This window comes from Sporosarcina sp. So3-204 (assembly GCF_058068165.1).
On sequence record NZ_CM176485.1, the window covers coordinates 1,223,389 to 1,245,290 of the forward strand.

Genomic DNA, 21,902 nt, shown 5'->3' on the forward strand with positions numbered 1-21,902 from the left:
TTACTATGGAAAAAACAACATCGGTCACCTCATCTACAATTGAAGAACTTACAGCGAAAAATGCGGAGCTAGAAAAGCAAAATGAAGCGCTACAGGCTAAACTCAACTGGTTAGAAGAACAATTTCGCCTCAGCCAACAACGGAAATTTGGCGCTTCTAGTGAAAAAAGCAATCCGGATCAACTCGCACTCTCTCTTTTCAACGAAGCTGAAGTCACAGCGAATGAAAAGGTGGAGGAACCAACGCTTGAATCGATTACCTATCGTCGTAAAAAACGTACTGGCCAAATCGAAGCAATGCTTGAAAATCTGCCAACTGAAACGATTCACTATCGTTTACCAGATGAGGAACAGGCTTGTTTGTGTTGCGGTGAACAAATACATGAAATGAGTACAGAAGTACGTCGCGAGTTGAAAGTCATTCCAGCTCAAGTGAAGGTCGTTAAACATGTACGCCATGTCTACAGTTGCCGGAATTGTGAACGGGAAGGCACCGAAACACCGATTGTCACAGCGAAGATGCCAGCACCTATGTATCCGGGAAGTTTAGCATCGCCATCGGCGATGGCTTATATTATGAATCAAAAATACGTCGAAGGTATGCCTCTTTATCGACAAGAAAAACAATTGGAACGTTTAGGTGTTCCTTTATCGCGTCAGACTTTAGCGAACTGGATGATGTACGGGGCAACTCATTGGCTAATCCATCTTTATGAACATATCCGCACCTATTTATTAATGCAGGATGTTCTTCATGCGGATGAAACGACACTTCAAGTCCTGTCCGAACCTGGACGTCCAGCGACATCCAAGTCCTATATGTGGTTGTATCGGACGGGGCATGATGCATCGGCCGCTGTGTTGTATGATTACCAACAAACAAGGGCAGCCAAACATCCTAAAGCTTTCCTTTTAGGCTTTGAGGGATTTCTGCATGTCGATGGATACCAAGGGTATAATGATTTACCGAAGGTGAAATTGGTAGGGTGTTGGGCACATTCGCGTCGAAAATTCGATGAGGCCCTAACGGCCTTGCCAGCAGAAGCAAAAAACAAGGAAACACCTTGCGCGGCAGAAGAAGGGCTTCGTTTCTGCAACCAATTATTCGCGATTGAACGCGCACTAAAGGATCACACCCCTGAAGAACGCTATAAAGAACGACTTGAACGCAGTCAGCCTGTACTGGATGCTTTTTCAACCTGGCTACAAACGCAAAGCTCACGTGTTGCACCGAAAAGTGCGTTGGGACAAGCCATCAAGTATTGCAGAAACCAATGGATACGCCTTACAATGTTTTTACAGGATGGGCGTTTGGAAATAGATAATAACCGAGCTGAACGTGCTATCAAACCTTTCGTGATTGGGCGCAAGAACTGGTTATTCTCTCAATCTATGAAAGGTGCAAAAGCAAGCGCAATCGCCTATAGCATTGTGGAAACTGCTAAAGAAAATCAGTTGAATCCACTGATTTATTTAACCTACGTATTTGAACAGCTTCCTTTAATAGATTTGAAGGAGCCAAAGGCACTAGATCAACTGCTTCCATGGTCGGAGACCCTACCAGCAGATTGCCACGTTCCCAATAAAACTAAATAAAGCATATAATATGCGCCCCCTGAAAGACAGGTGGGCGCTATTTGACGCTTACGTTGGATAGGGGATTCTGCACCCTTGATCATATCTGTAATGGCAGCATAAATATTCGGTGGGTATTCAGCTATTCTATGGGTGAGATATAAATACCACTCACTTCCATATGTTAGATAAACACTAACAGGAAGTCCGTCATCTTTAAGTTTTTTACAAAGATTGGGACGAATTCCGTATAACATTTCTGCTTCTACATATGGATTTTTTAAATAACCATGTTCAGTAACTTGCTTATATATAGCTTCATCATGCGAAGCAATTGAAACCGGATGTTCTGCCTCCACGCACAAATCCACTAATTCAAGATAACGTTCATTTAACTCTTTGGAACGAGGGATACAAATATCCGAAGGCTCTTGAAATGCTCCTTTAACAATACGGATTGCCCCAGGATATTCAAGTAGTTCCTTAAGGTCGTTAAGTGTTCTATATAATTGGGCCTGAAGTGTAATCCCAACGTTCGAATATTCGGCTCCAATTCTTTTATAAATTGAAAGTATTTGATCAGTTTTACCCGACTCTTCCATACTAATCATCAGCGACAAATTATAACTTTTTGCTTCTTCAGCCATTTCCAAAAGGTTTTGATAGGCAAGTTCGGGATTAACAGACAAACCTATATGCGATAAGTCAAAGGAAATACGAGAGTTTAAACCTTGATTTCCACATTCTTTTATTAAGGATAAAAATTCGTCTTTAGCTTGGATACATTTTTCCTTGTCAGCCGTGTTTTCCCCAATAAATTCTAAAGAAACACGATACCCTCTATGTATAAGCTGTTTAGCGATAGCCAATCCATCTTCTTTTGTTTCACCTGTTACAAATCTTTTAGCTGACTTCTGAAACAATGGATAAAGTTCGTTTGATTGTTGAATGTATTCATTTATCTCCAAATTTCGTGCAATGGATTTCAATGCGTCTGCAAATTGTTTTTCTTCTGTAGTAAAAGTCATTTTTACGCCCACCTTTTCATTTAAAATTTCTTCCTTTTCAATAAAAACCGCCAATTCTTGCACAACTGTATTCAAGTTAATGGCCCGTTTGCGGCATAATAACTTTACTGAAAACAGTGACTACTTAAAACAAGTATAACATTCATTAATTTTAATATCTTGACTTCTCATATAATTCCCCCAGAATTTATTAGTCAATTATTTGTTAAATCGTTTAAATGATGAGCATAATCTGCATTGTTGATTATGCTAAAAATACCTACTATAAAGATCATATCTTAATTTCCCACTGAGATGAGCATAAATCCTTGTTGTTTCACTCTTTTCATGACCAAGTAGGCTTTGAATTATTTCAAGGGGGGCTCCGTTGTTTACGAGGTGAGTCGCATAACTATGTCGTAATTGATGTGGGTGGATTGTCTTTCTAAGTCCAGTACGATTTGAAATTCGCTTTATGATATATCTCAAAGTATCAACACTCATCCGTCGTTTAGGGTTACGCACTGTAACAAATAAGCAGGATTCGTCATCCTCACGTTCATCTAAATATCGTTTTAACCAAATCGCACAGCGGATGTTAAAATAAACTTCTCTTTCCTTATCCCCTTTCCCAAGCACGATTACAGAGTTTTCCACGAAATTAATATCATCTCTATTTAACTTCGCAACTTCCCCAATGCGACAGCCAGTGGAATAAAAGAATTCAAACAAAGCTTTTTCCATATTCGTTTGACAACCTTCCCTAAGGAGTTCAATTTCATGCTTTGTTAGGAATTTTGGAATCCGCTTACCCAACTTAGGCTCTTTTAACTTGGCTGCTGGATTTGTTAAGATATGTCCTTCCTCATGTGACCATTTAAACAATGATCTAATGAAGCGTATACGATGCCCCAAGCTTGAAGGTTTTAAATGTTCACCTGATTCGCTTAAGTATTTTTTTAGCTCATTTGTTGTGAGTATATTTAAACTTATATCACCGAAATAACGAATGATTAGATCACATTGATAACCATACATTTTCAAGGTGAGAGGAGAATATCCCTCAATTTTTTTATCAAACTTATAACTATCCCATATTTGCGACAATAACATGTTTTCCACACTCCTATACTATAAATCAATTGATTTGAATCATAGTATGACCAATAGAGCTACTCTTTTATTCAACGAAAATAGTACAAAAAAGAATTTTTATCAAGTCGATATTTTAAGTAGTTTTAAAGCAATAGAGACGTTTAATTTATCCTCTGCTTGTTTGAAATCCTTCCCGAGCACCTCGCATATTTTTTGGAATCGATACTTCATTGTATTGTAATGGATAAACAACTCATTAGCTGTCACTTTTAAATTCCAATCATTTTTCGCCAAAGAGTCTAATGTGGGGACTAGTTGTGATTTAGTGATTTTGTCATGTTCAAGTAATTTTTCCAAGTATGTAATCCAATATTCTTTCATAATTTCTGGTGTCGCATTTTCAAAAAGTTTAATCACGCCTAAATCATCATAAAAAGAAGTTTGGTTTTGTTTATATACCATCCGAGAAAGTTTTATCGCTTTTTTGGCCTCTGAATAACTTAAGTAAATATCGGTAGGGGAGTTCTTTACTTGTCCAATACCTATGGTAATAGTATATTTATACTTTTTATTCATGAGATTTCGAATTTGGAGTCCAAGTTTATTAAGAGTCTCTTTAAATTCATAAGCATCTAACGAACCAGGTTTAATGATAAAAATAATACTGTCGCTGAAGTTCGTGTAAATTGTATCTCTGAAGAATTCATTTACTTTGTTTTTTGCATCTTTAAAAATATGGTTCTTTGTTTCTTCCAAAGTATAATTATCGATTTCAGTATTTAATTTTAAGTATTTTTCTTTAAAGTTATCAATATCAACAACAATTACTATCGTATTTCCTTCTATATTCCATCCATATAATTGGGCTCGATTTTGAATTTCCTCTAAGGAATTAATATTATTTAATATTAAATCTTGTACAAACTCATCACGATATCTTTCTTCGATTTGAATGTTCGAAATATGCTTTTGAATATTAAGTTTAATAACGGTTGTTGCGTGCTCGATTGCAATTTTAATATAGTCAAAAGATTGCTCGTGCTGGAAATCCTTCTCCAAAATGATATAGCCATAGTTTTTATTATCAATTTTTACTGCATAACTATAACATTTAGCCAAGATATCACTTAAGTTTTCATTTACTATCGTGTTAGTAATTATAGATTGGTAATCGCTTCTGTATGTTTTTTCAAAGTAAGTATCATAATAAGCTATATTTAATTCCAAGATGCTTCCAAGTGTTTGAATGATCTGGTCAACTCCACCGCCATCAATTACAAGTTTTGTGAAAGACTGGTGAACTTTTTGCGAGAATAGTAATCTTTTTGCTTGATCATTTATTATTTCTGATAAAACGGGATGAATAACATCAGTAAAAGCAAAGTTATGGGGTAGTGAGATAATGGGTATATTTAGGTGATTAGCGATGTTTACAACTTCTTCTGGGAGTTCATGAATAAATCTAGTTAATTTAATACCTATAGCTGCAGCTCCAGCTTGTTCAACCTCGATGATTATATTCTTAAATAATTCGGGGTTTTCTTTAATGATAAAACCGGATGTGAGTATGAACTCACCGCCATTTATCCATGTATGTAAATCAGGTGCATCCATTACGGTAACCGTATTCACGGTTTTACTAAGTCCTTTTTCACCAGCAAGCACAGTAAAATTCTTGAATGCCGGCATATCTATCAAATCTTGTACTTGCATTACCTTACACACCTTCCGAATTAAGCATATATAGAAACAATTTATTCTAGAGCTAATTATACAGGTTATCATTAATGTCTGTCACAGAATGTAAAAAAAGTATTAAAAATATAAAGTTTTATGTTGATAAAGATTCTCATCTGAGTTATTATTAAGTTGAGAAATGTTCTCAATCGTTTTATTCATAATGAAATGTAACAACCACATAAAAGATAAAAAAATAGAAAGGGTGAAATGTTTTGTTGAAAATAGTTATTATGGCTTTGGTGACTGGGATTGTATTAGGCGGAATTTTGAGTATTGTTAAAGTTGGTGTTGATGTTGAAGGTGTTATTATGGGCTTAGTGACGGTACTTACTATCGCTACTATGGTTGCAGTTACATTCTTTTTTGGAAAAAACCATATTGCTAAATTCGACTAACTGACACTCATGTATCTATATAGAAGTATCGAAATAAAATAACGAAAAGCCCATCAATTTATTGATGGGCTTTTCGTTATTTATTATTAAATAAATGTGGCGATTTTTTCTAATGGTAATCTTGTTGAATTGTAAGCAGGTGCTGCAGCTTTTCCTAATGCAATGAGAACTAATGGCACATACCGATCTTCCAACTCGAATGCTTCCGCAAACTGTTGTTTATCAAAACCACCCATTGGAACTGTGTCATAACCCTTTGCTTTAGCGATTAGCATCAGTTGCATAGAGACTAAGCCAGCATCAAAAGCGGCGATATTTAATAAAGCTTCTTTCGGTGCAAACGGATACGAGGATTTAGCATTATTCGTTTGAATTTCCAAACTAGCTGCATCAATATTGCCTGCCTCAAAGTTGGATTGGTAAATTTCATCGATATTATGATACATTTCTGTATCGCCAATTACTGCAATAATAGCTGAAGCAGTTTCCATTTGTTGTTGATTAAATGAGAATTCTTTAATTTTTTTCTTGATATCTTGATCTTGGATAATCATAAATCTCCAAGGTTGTAGGTTACTTGATGAAGGTGCTTCTGTTGCTTCGACTAACATCTCTGCAATCTCTTCTTTCGAAATGTTATACGAAGAATCGAACTTTCTAACGGATTTACGTTCGTGTATGATTTCTGATAATTGACCATATTTTGTTTCCATAATTGGACTCCCCTTGATGTTTCTAGTTTGTTAATAAGCTTACTATTAGTAAGTTTGTTTACAGGTTACTATTAGTAAGTTTGTTTGTCAAGAATTTTTATGTTAATATTTAAGTATCAAACAAATGAGGTTATAGCTATGGAGAAAAAAGACAACTTAATTCAACCAGCACTATTGGAAAATGGTCTTACAATTTGTGATAGCTTCCATGCAACAATTGAATTTATAGGTAAACGATGGATGGGTATCATCATTTATCAATTATTGAATGGACCAAAGCGTTATCATGAATTATTAGAGAGTATTCCGGAAATATCTGACAGGTTATTAACAGCAAGATTACGGGAACTGGAAACGCATGGAATTGTCATTAAACTCGTTTCTGATTCTATGACTAGAAAAGTGACTTATGAGCTAACTCAGACGGGTATTGAGCTAGAAGATCCAATCAATGCCATTATCAAGTGGGTAAAGTCACATGGCTGTCATACGGGTATTAACCAAAGATAGATTTGAAAATGTAAATAATAAGCTAGAAATAAATTATTGTGGAGCCTGCCTAATAACGATATAGGCAGCTTCTTTTTTTTCATTAATTGGGCTTACTTCGATGATTAAAGTTTTTCCTATATAATAATTTTTTATGCTAAAGAATTAGGTGAATATGACGATAAAGGTCAAGTAAGACTACTTTATTGAGTCATAAGGAAAATTACTATTGATATAGTACTGTTATGAATGCAATGAATCTTTAAGGAGGAAAAAAACGTAATTTACATATTAGGATAAATTGAAAAGTGATTATGTTAAAAAAAAATGAAGAGGTGTCAGGATGAGCGGTTTGTTGAATTTTAAAAGTATTAAAGGAAAAATGATGTTTGGATTTTCTATTGTAGTCTTATTAATTGTAGTACTAGGTGCTTTCATTGTATTAATTATAAGTGATATAAATAAAAACACAGAAGTTGTAATTAAAAGTGATTTGCCAAGTTTAATTGCAAATGAGCAATTAGCCCTTTCAATGGCTAACAGAGTAGGAACTTCACGCGGTTATATAATTACTGGAGAAAGCGGTTATAAAGATCTTTTTTTAGAAAACGTTGAGATAGCAAAAGTAAATGCAGATATCGTAGAATCAATTGGAGCTACTGATGAATTTAAAAGTAATAGGAAGAAAGCACTTGAGTGGAATGATTATATTGTAAGTGAAGTTTTTGAAGTGTATGAAAAAGGTAATGAAGAATTAGCAATGAAGAATCTTTTGGAAGCGACGGTAATTGCTCGTGAAGTTATGGCTAGCTATGAAGCTTTAGCGGTAAATAGGCAAGAAGATATTATAAGCAGTCAGCAAAAAATATTGGATAGCGGAAAAAATACCTTGATTTTTGTGGTTATTCTCGTACTAGTAATTACTTTACTAAGCATGATCATCGCATTCTTCACGTCTAATTCAATTTCAAAACCACTACGTGTTGTTATGAATCGAATGGGATTAATAGCGACAGGTGATTTAAGTAACGAAGCGCTAGAAACGAAGTTAAGAGATGAGGTAGGAGAACTCGTTGCAGCAACAAATGAAATGAGTGATAATACACGTAATTTGTTAACTGAAATTAATACCGTATCAGAAACTGTTTCAAGTCAAAGTGAAGAACTTACCCAATCTGCAAATGAAGTTAAAGCCAGTACAGAACAAATTTCGATTACGATGGAGGATTTAGCAACAGGCACGGAGTCTCAGGCTAATAACGCTAGTAGCATTTCCTTAATGATGGAGTCGTTTGTCACAAAAGTGATTGATGCTAATGAAAACGGAGACTATATCCAAAATTCTTCAAATGCTGTACTTGAATTGACAAACGAAGGTAGCGGATTAATGAAATCATCTACTGAGCAAATGGTTGTAATTGATCATATAGTGCATGAAGCTGTTCGTAAAGTTGAAGGGTTAGATAAACATGCTCAAGAAATATCTGAACTTGTTTCTGTTATTCAAGATATCGCAGGACAAACCAATCTATTAGCACTAAATGCTGCCATCGAGGCTGCCCGTGCTGGAGAACATGGAAAAGGTTTTGCGGTAGTTGCGGATGAGGTAAGAAAGCTTGCCGAACAATCCTCTGTATCTGTTACAAATATCACAGAAATCGTCGACAGAATTCAAAGTGAATCAAGCCTTGTGGCATCCTCTTTGCTTGAGGGATATAAAGAAGTAGAACAAGGTACAAATCAAATTGAATCAACAGGTCAAACATTCAAAAATATTAGTTTAGCTGTCGTTGAAATGGCAGACAGAATTGGCATTGTTTCAAATAATTTATCTGAAATGGCTGCAAATAGCCAGGAAATGAGTGGTTCTATTCAAGAGATTGCCGCAATTTCCGAAGAGTCGGCAGCAGGAGTTGAAGAAACATCTGCATCGTCTGAAGAAGCAAGTAGTGCAATGGAAGAAGTAGCTAATAGTTCAAATGATTTAGCGAAACTAGCTGAAGAATTAAACCGACTGGTGCAACGATTTAAATTATAAATAAAAATTTGGCCTTTGCGAATTCGGCAGAGGCCTTTTAAAATTCATTATTATAAATAAATTGATTTTTTAGTTTAGTATGATTTTACGTTTGTTATTGTTCTAAAAGGGAAAGATAGGATGAAAAGAAATTACAGTTAGCGAGGTGTTCTTGATGAATCGTTTATTCGGAGTACTTGTTTTCACTGGTGTTCCATTAGTTGTAGCAGGAGCGATTTTTAATTGGTCGGACATGACAATGTTCGTATTAAGTTGTATAAGTATCATTGCACTATCAGGATATATTGGTCGGGCGACAGAAAGTCTGGCGATTGTTAGTGGGCCCAGAGTTGGCGGATTACTGAATGCTACTTTCGGTAATGCGGTTGAGTTACTTATATCTATATTTGCTTTAAAAGCGGGTCTTGTCGGTATCGTATTAGCATCACTTACAGGTTCAGTGCTTGGGAATTTACTACTTGTTCTAGGCCTTTCCTTTTTTGCGGGAGGCATTAAACATAAACGTCAGAATTTTAGTATCCATGATGCGCAGTATAATTCTGGATTGCTCATTTTTGCGATCATAGTGGCTTTTGTAATTCCAGAAGTATTTTCTGCATCTATGGATACACAAAAAACATTCAATTTAAGTATCGGTATTTCCGTCGTTTTAATTGTACTTTATCTATCCGGATTATTTTTTAAACTTGTTACACACCGCGGCGTGTTTACATCTTCAGATAAGAAACAGGAAGTAGAAGAAATCCCTGAATGGACAAAGAAGAAATCTATATTGATTTTGTTATTGGCGACGGTAGCAGTTGCTTTCGTTTCTGAACAACTTGTTCATACATTTGAAATGCTAGGGGAGAAGTTCGGGTGGACAGAGTTGTTTATAGGTGTTATCATCGTCGCTATCGTTGGAAACGCAGCAGAGCATGTATCTGCCGTAACGATGGCTGTTAAAAATAAGATGGACGTATCTGTAGAAATAGCAGTTGGTTCCACATTACAGGTTGCTATGTTCGTTGCTCCGCTACTAGTTCTAGTTTCTATTTTTATGCCGCAACAGATGGCTCTGGTATTTACGATTCCAGAATTAGTCGCTATGGTTACTGCATCTATCCTTGTTATTAATTTATGTAATGATGGTGAGTCAAATTGGTTTGAAGGACTGATTCTACTTGCTGCCTACCTAATTATGGGGATTGGATTTTTTCTACTATAGTGTAGATGTTTGAATATAAATTATTAATAAAGATTGAGGCCTCTTAGATTGTAGGAGATACATAATCGTGTTTACGGGGTATTATATAAAAATCAGATTCCGTTTCATACGATGTGATAGGTAAAAGAGGTATTTAGATTTAATCTTTATTAAGGGAGGTTTCACGTGAATAAATATGAATCTAAAACGGATCGACCTGTATTGTTCATTAGTGGTGGGTTACTTGTAGCATTTGTAGTTGCTTCGTTCATTAACGTCGATTTCGTATCGAATATAGTGAACCAATCTTTTGCTTTTGCTGTGAAATACTTCGGTGCATTTTGGCAAATCTTACTATTGGGTACTTTTTTCATTGCACTTTTCTTAGCGTTCTCAAAATATGGCAAGGTTAGACTAGGTGCTGTAGAGAAACCTGAAGTAGGTTATTTTAAATGGCTTGCTATGATCATGACTACATTGCTAGCCGGTGGAGGCGTTTTTTGGGCTGCTGCTGAACCGATGTATCATTTTCTTGATAGTCCTCCGATTTTTGCAGGCATAGAATCAGGTTCTAAAGAAGCGATTATTCCTGCGTTCGCACAATCCTTTTTACATTGGGGCTTTCTTGCATGGTCTATTCTCGGGACGTTAGGAACGATTGTGTTGATGTATGCGCATTATCAAAAAGGCATGCCATTGAAACCTCGTACGCTACTTTACCCGATACTGGGTGAAAAAATTATGCAGAAAAATGCACTAGGAACTATTATAGATGCGTTCTCAATCATTGCAGTAGCAGCAGGGACGATTGGTCCAATTGGTTTTCTAGGACTACAAGCCGCATACGGTATGGAAGCCTTGTATGGTGTGCCGAACAACTTGATGACACAAGTTCTTATTATCATAGGTGTCGTTGCCATTGCTATTATTTCAGCTGTTACGGGTTTGCGTAAAGGCATACAATTTCTTAGTAATTTAAATGTCATCATTACGCTGATTTTAATGGTTGCTATTTTATTGTTAGGACCAGGAGGGTTTATTATCGATACCTTCATTTCTGCAAGTGGCGTTCATCTTCGGGAATTCATCGCAATGAGCACGTTCCGTGGAGATTCTGCTTGGCTTGGTTCTTGGACAATCTTTTTCTGGGGATGGTTTCTCGGATATGGTCCAATGATGGCGATCTTTATCTCCACGATTAGCCGCGGACGTACTATCCGTGAGTTGGTTTTGGCAGTGTCCATTACAGCTCCGATTGTCACTGCGTTTTGGTTTACTGTCGTTGGTGGCACAGGGATATTTTATGAGTTGGGACAGCCGGGAGTCATATCAGATGCCTTGAATACATCTGGCATGCCAGCTGCGATGATGGCAATTACACAACAACTACCGCTAAATTCAATCATTGCACCACTCTTCTTATTAGTAACTATTTTATTCGTAGTTACGACAGCTGACTCTATGGCGTATACAATCTCTGTCGCAATAACAGGGGATGGGCACCCACCTAAAGTAATGCGAGTCTTTTGGGCAGTCATAATGGGGACGGTAGCTGTTGTTCTGTTGATGATTAGTGAAGGTGGAATCGAAGCGATTCAGTCCTTTATTGTTGTCACAGCGATACCTGTTTCACTACTAATGTTTCCAACATTCTGGGCTGCTCCGAAAGTGGCGAAAATCATGTATCAGGATCAATTTGGTGTGGTAGCAGAAGTGAAAGAGGAAAAAATTGTTAAGCAAGATGCAGTAAAGAAAGAAAATGATAAATTAGCAACTGAACTTGATTCGTAAATGAACATTAGAGCATATTCTCTGGCATATAGCAGGTTTTAGTATGTCAGAAACAATTATTTATTATACAGCGCATGTAGCATACTTTATAATAGGTTTTGGATTTTATCTTCATTAAGTTAATCTTGATTATTAATCAAAATAAAAAGAATGACACCTCAAAATGAGGTGTCATTCTTTTTATTTTTACGTCCCAGGCAGGAATCGAACCTGCGACCCACAGCTTAGGAGGCTGTTGCTCTATCCCCTGAGCTACTGAGACAATATATCTAAGTAATTATAACAAACAGAAGGAAATAGAACAACAAAAAGTTTCGTTAGTTTTCATAACTCTTAAAAATCGATCCGGTATTTTTATAATTTAATTAATTAATAAGCCCTCAAATGATTTGATGTCATTTGAAGACTTGGTAATTTAAAACGGACCATAGTCTATTAGTACAGCAATAATCATTAAAATACTCGCAGCCAAAACCCATAATCCCATTAATGGCAAAACCCACTTTAGCCATTTTTCATAAGGAATATTAGCAATACTTAAACCAGCCATTAAAATCGCAGAAGTTGGAAATAAATAGTTAGACATGCCATCTCCCAGTTGGAACGCCAACACAACAGTCTGTCTGGAAATGCCTACTAAGTCACCCAAAGGTGCCATTAAAGGAATGGAAGCCGCAGCTTGTCCACTACCTGAAGGGATAAAGAAATTTAATACAAACTGTACATAATACATTCCAACTGCACCTAAATAATTAGGTAATACAACTAAAAAGCTTGAAGTTCCATAAATGATTGTATCTATAATCATGCCATCTTCTAATACAATAACAATCGCTTTAGCTAATCCTACAATTAATGCGCCAAATAAAACACCTTTCGCTCCATCAATAAAATCATCTGCTATTTTTCCGGCTGAGTTACCACCAATAAATCCAGAGACAATCCCCATAGTTAAAAAAATTGCGGCTAAATCAGTTCCAGTACTCCAACCATTTAAAACACCATAAATGATAAATCCAAAACCAATTAATAAAACAAATAAAACTAATTTATGACGAATGTTAAATTCTTCAAACTCCAAAGCGCCTTCATTAATTTCTTGTTGTTCCAAATCATAAACTAAACTAGCTTTAGGGTCTTTCTTAACTTTGCGGCCATATCGAATTACATAAATTGCGGCAATGGCAACAAATATAACTTGTACAATGAGTCGATAACCGAACCCTGAAAACTGTGGCAATCCTGCAATATCTTGGGCTACACCAACTGTGAAAATATTAAATGCGCCGCCTGCGAAACCTGCACATGCTCCAAGCGCTACAATAGCCATCCCGGTTAATGCATCCATTCCTAAACTTCTCGCTAATACAATGCCTATTGGAATAAAAACAAGGGTGGACTCAGCCATACCAAATGTGGCGCCACCAAGGGAGAATACGAGCATTGTTGTAGGAATTAAAATTAACTCCTTGTTTTGTAACCTCTTAACTAGACTTGAGATTCCAGCTTTTATAGCTCCGGTATTATTAATCATTGAAAATGCTCCACCAATAATGAATATTAAAAAGATAATGGAAGCAGCGGATGTCATACCTTCTGGAATAGCCTTTATCATTCTTACTGGAGAAATGGGTGATGATTCAACATATTTAAATGAGTCTTCTTTAACAATCATAGCTCCATTATCATTTTCAATACGTTCAAATTGACCTGCCGGCACGACATAAGACAATAACGTTACAAATATGATAATACAGAAGATCAATACAAAAGTATGCGGGACTTTAATTGATTTACGTTTTTTCATGTCTGCTCCTTTCATTATTTACATAAGTTTGTTTAATTCATCAGCATTAGTAACATCAATTCCAAGATGTTCTAACGTTACGCCATCCGTATAAAAGTCTTTTTTCAAAAGAACATTCGTTAATAAAATAATGGCATCAATGACAGGAGTTTTTATTCCGACGGTATTACCAATACTTGACCATAAAACCAATCCATTGGAGACATCCTCTGTAATATAACGATTTGTTAAAGAGGTAGGCCCTAACAAATCTTTCAAAACTGGACTCTCATTATATTGTTGCAGCAACGTTTTATCTTTCTCGAAATAAGCACTGCGTTCTGAACGTGCAGATTTACCTAGCACTTCGAATCCCAATACTTTACAAATTTCTTGACGTTCAAGATCAATTGCTTCTATAGCATGAATCGTATGCTCAGTAATACCTTCCTTATATAAATAAAAAGAATCACCCGCATAATCAATTCGTCCAGCATTGAGAATAGCAGGAGCTGGATGCGATTCGGGATTTCCGTTATTTAACGTTGTTTCAATCGTGTTTTTTGCAGGAATTAAAGTGTCATACATTGGTTTTAAACGATCAATCAATTCATTTGTGTATTTCGATGGATAAGCACTGAATAAATTATATTGATGCGTTAATATGAGTTCACCAACATTCGTTTCTTCGTGATAGCGGGCAGCATAAGTTAGCGACATCGTTTCACATGGGTAAATATTTGTCGTTATTTGTAAATCATTTAATACTTTTTGAAAACGATAAGCATTCATTGCGCTTGCGCCGTTTATTAGAACGATTTGCTCCGGTTGTAAAAAAGGTGCAATTATTTCTGCAACATTTTCAAGGATTAATGAAGGGATGGTTAACATCACCACTTCTGCGTGCATAAGTGCTTCTTTTACATCGTGTGTAAAAGAATGTATTGTAATAAATTCACCATTCAAAGTTGCTCCTTTTGCCTTTTCTAATTTAGAAGTATCATTTAAAGCACCTGGTGGTTGTAATAAAGTTACTTCGTGACCACGTTTTGTTAAATCTAAAGCGCCAATAATTCCACCATTACCTGCTCCGACAATTGTGATTTTCATTTGTAAACTCCTCCAATCATAGCTTAACAAAAGGATATCACATAAAATGACAAAATTCGGATATTTTTGACATTTAGTTCAAAAGCATCTAGTGAAAATTTAACGTATGAATACCTATTGACTATATCCTTTATTGTCCTTATTATTTATTGTTGGTTGGAAAATAATTACTATTTTATAAGGAGAGGTATGAAATTGAATTCACATTCTTTAATATCTAGTAAAGAAACACCATATTTTATTATAAGTATTATTTTTAGTATATTTATCTATTTAATTGCTATGGTAAGTTTAATAGGTATAGCGATTGTTTTAGTATTTCTTGGAATCATTTTAATTACAAATGCTATAATGATAGGAAATATTAGAGGAAATGGTATCCGAGTTAGTGAAAAGCAATTTCCAGATGTTTATACTCGCGTACTAGAACTATCTAAAAAAATGTCACTTAATAAAGTACCCGATGTATATGTAATTCAATCAGATGGAGCATTCAATGCTTTTGCAACAAGGTTTTTAGGGAGAGATATGGTTGTTATTTATTCTGAAGTATTTGAATTAGCTAGACAAAAAGGGGAGAAGGAATTAGATTTTATTATTGCCCATGAATTAGCCCATATTAAGAGAAGGCATGTATGGAAAAGTATTCTTATAGCGCCATCCAACTTTATTCCTTTCCTATCACAGGCTTACAGCCGTGCGTGTGAATATACTTGTGATAGAAAGGCAGCTTATTATACAGAAGATGGTCATGCTGCAAAAAACGCATTAACGATATTGGGTATTGGTAAAAGACTTTATCAAGAAATAGATGAGGTTGCATACTTGGAACAAATTAGTAGTGAATCGAACGTAGCTGTATGGTTTGCCGAAATTTGTTCAACACATCCCAATTTGCCAAAGAGAATTCAAGCTATAGGTCATTTTATGCGTGTTGAAGGAACGCCGAACTTTCAACCAAACACTAAAAAGATTGCTATAGGGGCATCGATAACAGGGGCAGTTTTATTAGTTTTATATGTCGGAATGATAATATTACTTACCTTAGGGATGACATTTTTAAGCTCTATTTTCCCATCAGATAAAACTTTAGCAGAAGAAGAATTTTTTGAAGAAGAAATAATTCTCGATGATTTAACACCACTAATGACAGCAGCGGCAAATGGAGATATATCCGAAGTGAAAAAATTACTAAATGAAAATGCTGATGTTCATCAAAGTGATGAGGAGTCAACGACAGCTCTCCATTATGCAATTTACAATAATGAGATTGAAGTTGCTGAGCTCTTATTGGCAGTGGGGGCAAATGCAAATGTTCAGGATTCATATTCAACTACTCTAACTGCAGCATTTTCAAATGAAAATTATGAAATGGCTGCTTTATTATACGATGCAGGTGCAGATCCATTTGAGGAAGATATAGATGGGGAATCTGGGGTTAGTTATTTAGGGGTAGATACCTTAACCGAATTTGAAAAAATGTTATACGAATTACAATAAAAAGCTGCCAAATTCATTAGCAATTATAAATTGCGATTGAATTTGGCAGTTATTTTATTTTAATTTAATTATATTGTAAACTCACGGACTAACATATTTAGTTCGTCAGCTAGTCTTGTAAGATTGTTTGAACTAGCAGCAACTTCTCCAATTGCATCTAATTTAGTTATATTGGCCAAGGCGAGCTCTTTATTCCCTTTAACAAACTCGTTAAAAACATCATTTATTATGCCTTGACGCCATTCCGCTGCAGCATCCACACTTGATGTATCGATTTCTGTATAGAATAGATCTTCTTGCATATGATTTGAATAATATTCTCCATGTACTGCAAATTCATTGAATGCCTCTTTATAGTCAGCATTCCTGGTTAATAAATAACTATTAGCAACTCGAAGACCATTCGCCATAGAATTAGCGATTTGCGTGTTTGAAATAAATAATTGTACTTGTTCTTCGATAATAAACTCAGTTTCTTCATACTGTTAAATTGAAACTTCTTATTCATCATTTTCCACCATTATGTAATGTCATTATTAATTTTTTTTATACTTCATCAGAATTTATTTGATAAAATGGTGTTTAACTCTTCTCGCAACTAACTTCTTCCTATCTTCCGTTATAGTCTATAGTTAAATAAATTCAACATAACTTACATATATTGTAATATTTGTAAGTTGATTTGTTACATTATGGAGATACCTAAATATTATTGACTAAATTTGTCTGACAATGTATGATTAAAAATGATTTATTGCCAGAACAATCTAAATAGATAGTTGGCGATTTTATTAAGAGGGGGAGAAGAGATGAGAATGAAGTGGTTGAAATATGCCGTAGCGCTATTAAGTATTATGCTACTTCTTGCAGCGTGTGGAGCAAAAGAAAAAGAAGATGCTTCAACAGAGCCAACCGAGAAAGAGAATGCAGCTGAGGGTACAAAGGAAGTTGAAAAAGAAGATGCAAAGACATTTAAAGTTGGAGTTACGCAAATTGTTGAACATCCATCATTAAATGCAGCATTTGAAGGGTTTCAAAAAGCATTAGAAGACGAAGGTCTTGATGTAGAATATGACATTCAAAATGCTCAAAATGATAATAGTGCAAACACGACAATCGCAACTAACCTTGTGAGTTCAGGTGTTGATTTAATTTTTGCAAACTCAACACCAAGTGCACAAGCTGTAGCAAGTGCAACACAGGAGATTCCAATAATCTTTACATCAGTAACTGAACCTATTAGTGCTGAATTAGTGCAATCACTTGAAAGTCCAGGTGGGAATGTAACAGGTACAATTGATTTACATCCCGATGTAATTCCACAAACAATGACATTCTTAAAAGAACAATTAGGAGCTAAAAGTATTGGTGTTGTCTTTAACTCAGGTGAACAAAATGCACGTGTACAAGTAGATAAAGTAAATGAAATAGCGAAAGAGATGGGTATAACAATTGAGGAAGCATCAGTAGCAACTTCCGCAGATGTTAAGCAAGCAACGGAATCATTAATTGGTAAGGTCGATTCTCTTTATATCATTAAAGACAATACAGTTGTATCGGCACTTGAATCAGTGATTTCTGTGGCAGTAGATAATAAACTACCAATGATGGTAGGAGAGCTAGACTCAGTAAAACGTGGGGGATTAGCAGCATATGGCTTTAATTATTTTGATATCGGTTATCAATCTGGTATAATGGCGGCTAAAATCTTGAAAGGTGAAAGCAAGCCTGAAGATCTACCTGTACAAGTTCCAAAAGAGTTAAAATTTGTAGTAAATGCTGATATGGCAGCTAAGACTGGTATTGAAATTAAAGATGAGTGGAAAGCTGAACTTAGCGAATAATTAAAAAGAAATCCAAGTTTTGACGCAGGGGAGACTTGTGTTGGGACTTGGATTTTTTCTAATGGAGGTAATTAAAGTTAATATTGGTTTAATAGGTTGTGGGACGATTGGTGAATTTTTAATTAAGAATATTAATATAGAACAATTCGATTCAGAATTGAGAATCGTTTCGGTACTTGATGAACGAAAAAAGTATAATCCAAGTTTTCAACTATATAAGGAAAAATACGAAATAGATGTATATTCAAATTTCGGTGAGTTTATAGATTCTGATATCGATGTTGTAGTTGAAACGGCAAATATTAAAGTTGTCAATCAGTATGCAGAAGATATATTAAGAAGGAATAAAAAGTTTTTGCCAATATCTGTAGGTGCATTTGCAAGTGAAGAATTTTTTCAACGTATATGCCAACTAGCAAAAGAGCATAATACTGAAATAGTTATCCCGTCTGGGGCAATAGCTGGATTAGACGGCATTCAAGCTGCAGCATCATTAGATACAATCGAGTCAGTTGAGATAAAAACGACAAAACCAGCCCAATCACTTGGAGAATTTGATCTTCGCGCACCGAAAATCCTTTATAGTGGTAATGCTAAGGGGGCAATTGAAAAGTTCCCAAGTAATATGAACGTTTCTATTGTTTTAGCGCTTGCCGGAATTGGCTCTAAGAAAACGATGGTAAAGGTTATTGCAGATCCTCATGCAACCGAAAATAATCATGAACTCAAAGTTAGTGGCTCATTTGGTAGTTTTTATTTTAACGTAAACAATGAACCACTACCTATGAATCCGAAGACTAGCTTCTTAGCCGCATTAAGCGTTTTATCTGCATTAAAAAAGTTGAATCAACCATTTAGAATTATTTAATGTATGGGGAATTTGTCGCTAAATAGAATATGTCTAGTATTAATAATCTCCGCATGTACCCCGACTATACCTTCATTATGTTAATGCTGCCATCCATTTAAAAGTGTATTTAATTAAAGAGACTGTAATTGTTTCTAAATTCAACCAATTTCATAATAGTGTTTTATTGCTACACCACCACAACATATAGTCGAGTTAGAACGTTCTCGAACAATATGTTGTTCGTTGTAGCAAGTTAAGGTAATTATGAAATTGACTCAATTATGATATTAATTTAAAGTTTTTAGTCATGAACCTATTTAATAGTTTTATTTTATTTAGAAATATGGTATCTTATAATATGTTAGCGTGCTAAAGTGATGAAGTGCATAAAAGATAAATTGAGAGGGGTTTATTACGAATGAAACGATTAACAATGCTGTTTTTAGCTTCTGTCGCTGTATTCTTATTACTTGCAGGATGCTCAAACTCTAAATCTGAGGAAAAAGATAATGGTTCTACAGATAAGAAGGAACTTATTATTGGGGTAGATGATAAATTTGCACCTATGGGATTCCGTGATGATAAGAATGAATTGACTGGATTTGACATTGAATATGCTAAAGCTGCTGCAGAACATATGGGCATGACTGCTAAATTCCAACCAATTGATTGGAAAGCAAAAGAAACAGAACTAAGTAGTGGAAGAATTGATCTTATATGGAATGGTTATACTATTACTGATGAACGTAAAGAAAAAGTACTTTTCACAAAACCTTATTTAGCTAATGCGCAAGTTGTTGCGACGAAAGCTGATTCTACAATTGAAAAACTTGATGACCTAGACGGTAAAATTGTGGGCCTACAAGCACTTTCATCGGCATCTGATGCACTTGCTGCAAACCCGATTGAATCTAAAATTAAATCAATTTCAGAGTATGCTGATAACGTTTTAGCGTTAACTGACCTGAAAATTGGTCGTGTAGATGCAGTTGTCATTGATGAAGTTGTCATTGATTATTATATGTCACAAGAAGAAAATACATTTAAAGTTATAGGTGACGAACTTGCACCAGAGGAATATGGTATTGGTGTGAAAAAAGGTAATGAAGAATTACTTGAGAAATTACAAGCAGCTCTCGATAAAATGAATGAAGATGGTACAGCTGAAGAAATTTCTGTAAAATGGTTTGGGGTAAATAAAGTATTAAAATAAGTAAGAATAAATAGAAGGCGAAACAGGATATCCTTGAGAAATCCTGTTTTGTTTTTGGGAGGATCCTTTCATGTCATTAGATTATTTTATGTCCATACTGAAGCCGATGTTGGAAGGGGCTCAAATAACAGTTTTCCTTTTTATTATCGCCATCTTAGCATCCATTCCACTTGGTTTTTTATTAACATTAGCGGTAAGAAGTCGATTTAAACCCATATCTTTGTTTGCGCATAGCTATATTTATTTACTACGTGGTACGCCGTTATTGCTTCAGTTGTTATTTATAGTATTTGGACTTCCGTTACTTCCGGTAGTTGGCGAATACTTAGTATTAGACCGATTTACGGCTGCTTGTTTAGGTTTTATTTTTAACTATGCGGCTTATTTTGCGGAAATCTTTCGTGGAGGGCTTTTATCAATCGATAAAGGACAATATGAAGCTTCTCAGGTGCTCGGTATAAATAAATGGCAGACAACGACCCGCGTTATTTTACCACAAATGTTTCGTAACGCTTTACCGGCCGTTGCGAATGAGTCAGTTACGCTTGTTAAGGATACTGCGCTTCTTTACGCAGTGGCGGTTCCAGAGTTACTTCACTTTGCACAAACAGCAGTAAACAGAGACTTTACAGTATTTCCTTTCGTTGTTGCGGGTGTTATCTACTTGATGATTACATTGTCGTTAACATTATTCTTTAAATGGCTTGAAAGACGGTTTAAATTTGAATAAAAAGAGGTGAAGAATATGGCGATCATTGAAATTGACAAGTTGAAAAAATCATTTGGACCATTAGAAGTACTTAAACAAATTACATTTGATGTAGAAAAAAATGACGTAGTTGCGGTGATTGGTCCTTCAGGCTCTGGTAAAAGTACTATGCTCCGTAGTTTAGTTTACTTAGAGGAAATAAATGGTGGTAGTATTCGCGTAGCAGGGGATTATTTAGTTGAAAATGGCGTTTATTCAAAACCAAAAGAAATCAAAAGAATTACTGCCAAGATGGGGATGGTCTTTCAACAATTTGATTTATTTCCTCATCTAACAGTGCAAGATAATTTAGAACTTGCTCCAAGATTGACAAAGAGAGAGCCAGCCGATGCAATCAAAAAAAGAAGTGCAGAGTTACTAGCTAAAGTTGGTATTTCCGATAAAGCAAATGTATATCCTTCAACATTGTCCGGTGGGCAAAAACAGCGAGTAGCGATTGCTCGTGCCTTGATGATGAATCCCGATATATTATTGTTCGATGAACCTACATCTGCCTTGGATCCTGAATTAACTGGTGAAGTATTAGAGGTAATGAAAAACTTGGCAGAAGAGCATATGACGATGATTGTCGTAACGCATGAAATGGAATTTGCTAAAGAAGTAGCTAATCGAGTCATTTTTATGGATGGCGGAGAAGTTGTAGAATCAGGGCATCCTGAACAATTGTTTTTAAATCCTCAATTTGATAGAACGAAAGCTTTTTTAAATAGAAGCTTTAAATAAGTCATATATAAAGTAACAACTGTTAATTTAAATAGACAGTTGTTACTTTTTTTTTATTGACTATTAGGGTGAGTCAATT

The 21,902-nt window shown here is 35.4% G+C and carries 19 protein-coding genes and 1 tRNA gene; 12 read left to right on the plus strand and 8 right to left on the minus strand.

Annotated elements, in window-relative coordinates; translation table 11 throughout:
- Positions 1-5 precede the first annotated feature (5 nt).
- Entirely contained in the window at positions 6-1,595 is a 1,590-nt protein-coding gene (gene tnpC / locus AC3RV6_RS05910) for an IS66 family transposase (protein ID WP_489746067.1), read from the plus strand.
- On the opposite strand, the gene AC3RV6_RS05915 is transcribed toward tnpC, so the two are convergent.
- From AC3RV6_RS05915 to AC3RV6_RS05925, 3 genes are all read right to left on the minus strand, one after another.
- Positions 1,532-2,602, minus strand: a complete 1,071-nt coding sequence (locus tag AC3RV6_RS05915; RefSeq protein ID WP_489748528.1) for a proline dehydrogenase family protein — start codon at positions 2,600-2,602, stop codon at positions 1,532-1,534. The genes tnpC and AC3RV6_RS05915 overlap by 64 nt on opposite strands.
- Positions 2,603-2,851: 249 nt before the next feature.
- Positions 2,852-3,694, minus strand: coding sequence for a tyrosine-type recombinase/integrase (locus AC3RV6_RS05920; RefSeq protein ID WP_489748529.1), 843 nt, complete (start codon positions 3,692-3,694; stop codon positions 2,852-2,854).
- 102 nt (positions 3,695-3,796) lie between these two features.
- Positions 3,797-5,389, minus strand: a complete 1,593-nt coding sequence (locus tag AC3RV6_RS05925) for a PucR family transcriptional regulator (RefSeq protein WP_489748530.1) — start codon at positions 5,387-5,389, stop codon at positions 3,797-3,799.
- Positions 5,390-5,628: 239 nt separating this feature from the next.
- On the opposite strand from AC3RV6_RS05925, the gene AC3RV6_RS05930 reads away from it, so the two are divergent.
- Complete coding sequence (locus AC3RV6_RS05930) at positions 5,629-5,811, plus strand: hypothetical protein (RefSeq protein WP_489748531.1); 183 nt, start codon at positions 5,629-5,631, stop codon at positions 5,809-5,811.
- An 86-nt stretch (positions 5,812-5,897) separates the two neighbouring features.
- On the opposite strand, the gene AC3RV6_RS05935 is transcribed toward AC3RV6_RS05930, so the two are convergent.
- Positions 5,898-6,524, minus strand: a complete 627-nt coding sequence (locus tag AC3RV6_RS05935) for a nitroreductase family protein (RefSeq protein WP_489748532.1) — start codon at positions 6,522-6,524, stop codon at positions 5,898-5,900.
- 138 nt (positions 6,525-6,662) lie between these two features.
- Here AC3RV6_RS05935 and AC3RV6_RS05940 point away from each other — a divergent pair, with 138 nt between their 5' ends.
- The 4 genes from AC3RV6_RS05940 to AC3RV6_RS05955 all read left to right on the plus strand — a co-directional run bounded on the left by AC3RV6_RS05940 (position 6,663) and on the right by AC3RV6_RS05955 (position 12,028).
- A complete protein-coding gene (locus AC3RV6_RS05940) occupies positions 6,663-7,034 on the plus strand; it encodes a winged helix-turn-helix transcriptional regulator (RefSeq protein WP_489748533.1) in 372 nt (123 codons plus the stop codon).
- 322 nt (positions 7,035-7,356) lie between these two features.
- On the plus strand, positions 7,357-9,051 hold the full coding sequence (locus AC3RV6_RS05945) for a methyl-accepting chemotaxis protein (RefSeq protein ID WP_489748534.1): 1,695 nt from the start codon (positions 7,357-7,359) through the stop codon (positions 9,049-9,051).
- 151 nt (positions 9,052-9,202) lie between these two features.
- Entirely contained in the window at positions 9,203-10,258 is a 1,056-nt protein-coding gene (gene cax, locus AC3RV6_RS05950) for a calcium/proton exchanger (protein WP_489748535.1), read from the plus strand.
- A gap of 165 nt (positions 10,259-10,423) precedes the next feature.
- The gene (locus AC3RV6_RS05955; RefSeq protein WP_489748536.1) at positions 10,424-12,028 is read left to right on the plus strand and encodes a BCCT family transporter; all 1,605 of its coding nucleotides are present in this window, start codon (positions 10,424-10,426) and stop codon (positions 12,026-12,028) included.
- A gap of 189 nt (positions 12,029-12,217) precedes the next feature.
- On the opposite strand, the gene AC3RV6_RS05960 is transcribed toward AC3RV6_RS05955, so the two are convergent.
- The 3 genes from AC3RV6_RS05960 to AC3RV6_RS05970 all read right to left on the minus strand — a co-directional run bounded on the left by AC3RV6_RS05960 (position 12,218) and on the right by AC3RV6_RS05970 (position 14,924).
- Positions 12,218-12,290, minus strand: a tRNA-Arg gene (locus AC3RV6_RS05960).
- 153 nt (positions 12,291-12,443) lie between these two features.
- Entirely contained in the window at positions 12,444-13,835 is a 1,392-nt protein-coding gene (locus AC3RV6_RS05965) for a YfcC family protein (protein ID WP_489748537.1), read from the minus strand.
- Positions 13,836-13,853: 18 nt separating this feature from the next.
- A complete protein-coding gene (locus AC3RV6_RS05970; protein WP_489748538.1) occupies positions 13,854-14,924 on the minus strand; it encodes an NAD/NADP octopine/nopaline dehydrogenase family protein in 1,071 nt (356 codons plus the stop codon).
- Positions 14,925-15,119: 195 nt separating this feature from the next.
- On the opposite strand from AC3RV6_RS05970, the gene AC3RV6_RS05975 reads away from it, so the two are divergent.
- Positions 15,120-16,424 carry a M48 family metallopeptidase gene (locus AC3RV6_RS05975; protein ID WP_489748539.1) on the plus strand — a complete coding sequence of 435 codons (1,305 nt, stop codon included), beginning with the start codon at positions 15,120-15,122 and terminating at the stop codon, positions 16,422-16,424.
- Between the two features lie 68 nt (positions 16,425-16,492).
- Here AC3RV6_RS05975 and AC3RV6_RS05980 read toward each other — a convergent pair whose 3' ends face one another.
- Positions 16,493-16,834: a hypothetical protein gene (locus AC3RV6_RS05980; protein WP_489748540.1), complete on the minus strand. Its 342-nt coding sequence runs from the start codon at positions 16,832-16,834 to the stop codon at positions 16,493-16,495.
- A 399-nt stretch (positions 16,835-17,233) separates the two neighbouring features.
- Here AC3RV6_RS05980 and AC3RV6_RS05985 point away from each other — a divergent pair, with 399 nt between their 5' ends.
- The 5 genes from AC3RV6_RS05985 to AC3RV6_RS06005 all read left to right on the plus strand — a co-directional run bounded on the left by AC3RV6_RS05985 (position 17,234) and on the right by AC3RV6_RS06005 (position 21,823).
- The gene (locus tag AC3RV6_RS05985) at positions 17,234-18,268 is read left to right on the plus strand and encodes an ABC transporter substrate-binding protein (protein WP_489748541.1); all 1,035 of its coding nucleotides are present in this window, start codon (positions 17,234-17,236) and stop codon (positions 18,266-18,268) included.
- Between the two features lie 40 nt (positions 18,269-18,308).
- Positions 18,309-19,136, plus strand: a complete 828-nt coding sequence (gene nadX, locus AC3RV6_RS05990) for an aspartate dehydrogenase (RefSeq protein ID WP_489748542.1) — start codon at positions 18,309-18,311, stop codon at positions 19,134-19,136.
- 400 nt (positions 19,137-19,536) lie between these two features.
- Complete coding sequence (locus AC3RV6_RS05995; protein ID WP_489748543.1) at positions 19,537-20,331, plus strand: amino acid ABC transporter substrate-binding protein; 795 nt, start codon at positions 19,537-19,539, stop codon at positions 20,329-20,331.
- A gap of 70 nt (positions 20,332-20,401) precedes the next feature.
- The gene (locus AC3RV6_RS06000; RefSeq protein WP_489748544.1) at positions 20,402-21,061 is read left to right on the plus strand and encodes an amino acid ABC transporter permease; all 660 of its coding nucleotides are present in this window, start codon (positions 20,402-20,404) and stop codon (positions 21,059-21,061) included.
- Positions 21,062-21,076: 15 nt separating this feature from the next.
- Positions 21,077-21,823: an amino acid ABC transporter ATP-binding protein gene (locus tag AC3RV6_RS06005; RefSeq protein ID WP_489748545.1), complete on the plus strand. Its 747-nt coding sequence runs from the start codon at positions 21,077-21,079 to the stop codon at positions 21,821-21,823.
- Positions 21,824-21,902 lie beyond the last annotated feature (79 nt).